Genomic DNA, 579 nt, shown 5'->3' with positions numbered 1-579 from the left:
GTGACGGGGCTGAAGATCCTCGCCGGGTGATCTCGACCAGGTGACCCGAGGCGCTCAAATGGCCTCCTTGAGTTCCTTGGCAGGGCGGAAGGCGATCTTCTTCGAGGCTTTAATCTTCACCGGCTCCCCTGTCTGCGGATTGCGGCCCATGCGAGCAGCCCGCTGGCGCACCTGGAGGATCCCGAGCCCCGTCAGGCGAATTTTCTCGCCCTTCTTAAGGCTCCTGGCAATCAGCTCCACGACCTGGGTCAGCATCTCATTGGCCTGGCGCTTGGGCAGCTCGTGCGTCTCCGCCAGCCGCTCCGCAATGAGGCGCAGCGTCAGGATCGGACTCGTTGAAGCTGCCGCTTTAGCTGCCTTGGCGGATTTCGCTCCTGTCCGGGCCAGCGCCTTCGTGGCCATCTTGGCGGCCGATGCCCGGGCGCTTGTGGTCTTTGGCGCGGCCGTCTTCGGAGAGGGCTTTGAGGTTTTCGCAGACTTTGCCACAGACTTGTCGTTGGCCCTGGTCGCGGCGGCCTTCCGGGCCGGTGCTTTCTTGGTCGAGGTCTTGGTTGCTGCTCGTGCCACTGATCGCTCCTT

Annotated in this window: 2 protein-coding genes; both read right to left on the bottom strand. The window is 63.7% G+C overall.

Annotated elements, in window-relative coordinates:
* Nucleotides 1–54: 54 nt before the first annotated feature.
* Nucleotides 55–402, bottom strand: a complete 348-nt coding sequence (locus ACFOYU_RS15170) for an HU family DNA-binding protein (protein ID WP_377034233.1) — start codon at nucleotides 400–402, stop codon at nucleotides 55–57.
* On the bottom strand, nucleotides 350–579 hold a 230-nt coding region (locus tag ACFOYU_RS15165; protein WP_377034232.1), incomplete at its 5' end, for a hypothetical protein. The genes ACFOYU_RS15165 and ACFOYU_RS15170, both read right to left, overlap by 53 nt.

Origin of the sequence: Microvirga sp. GCM10011540 (assembly GCF_042650665.1) — a bacterium.
GTDB classification, from domain to species: Bacteria; Pseudomonadota; Alphaproteobacteria; order Rhizobiales; family Beijerinckiaceae; genus Microvirga; species Microvirga lenta.
The sequence above is the reverse complement of the archived record's forward strand: the minus strand, read 5'-3'. Positions and strand labels throughout refer to the sequence as shown.

What these genes read in the sequence shown, in the direction of transcription:
- ACFOYU_RS15170 (WP_377034233.1), bottom strand. Translation starts at nt 402, where the DNA reads ATGGCCACGAAGGCGCTGGCCCGGACAGGAGCGAAATCCGCCAAGGCA.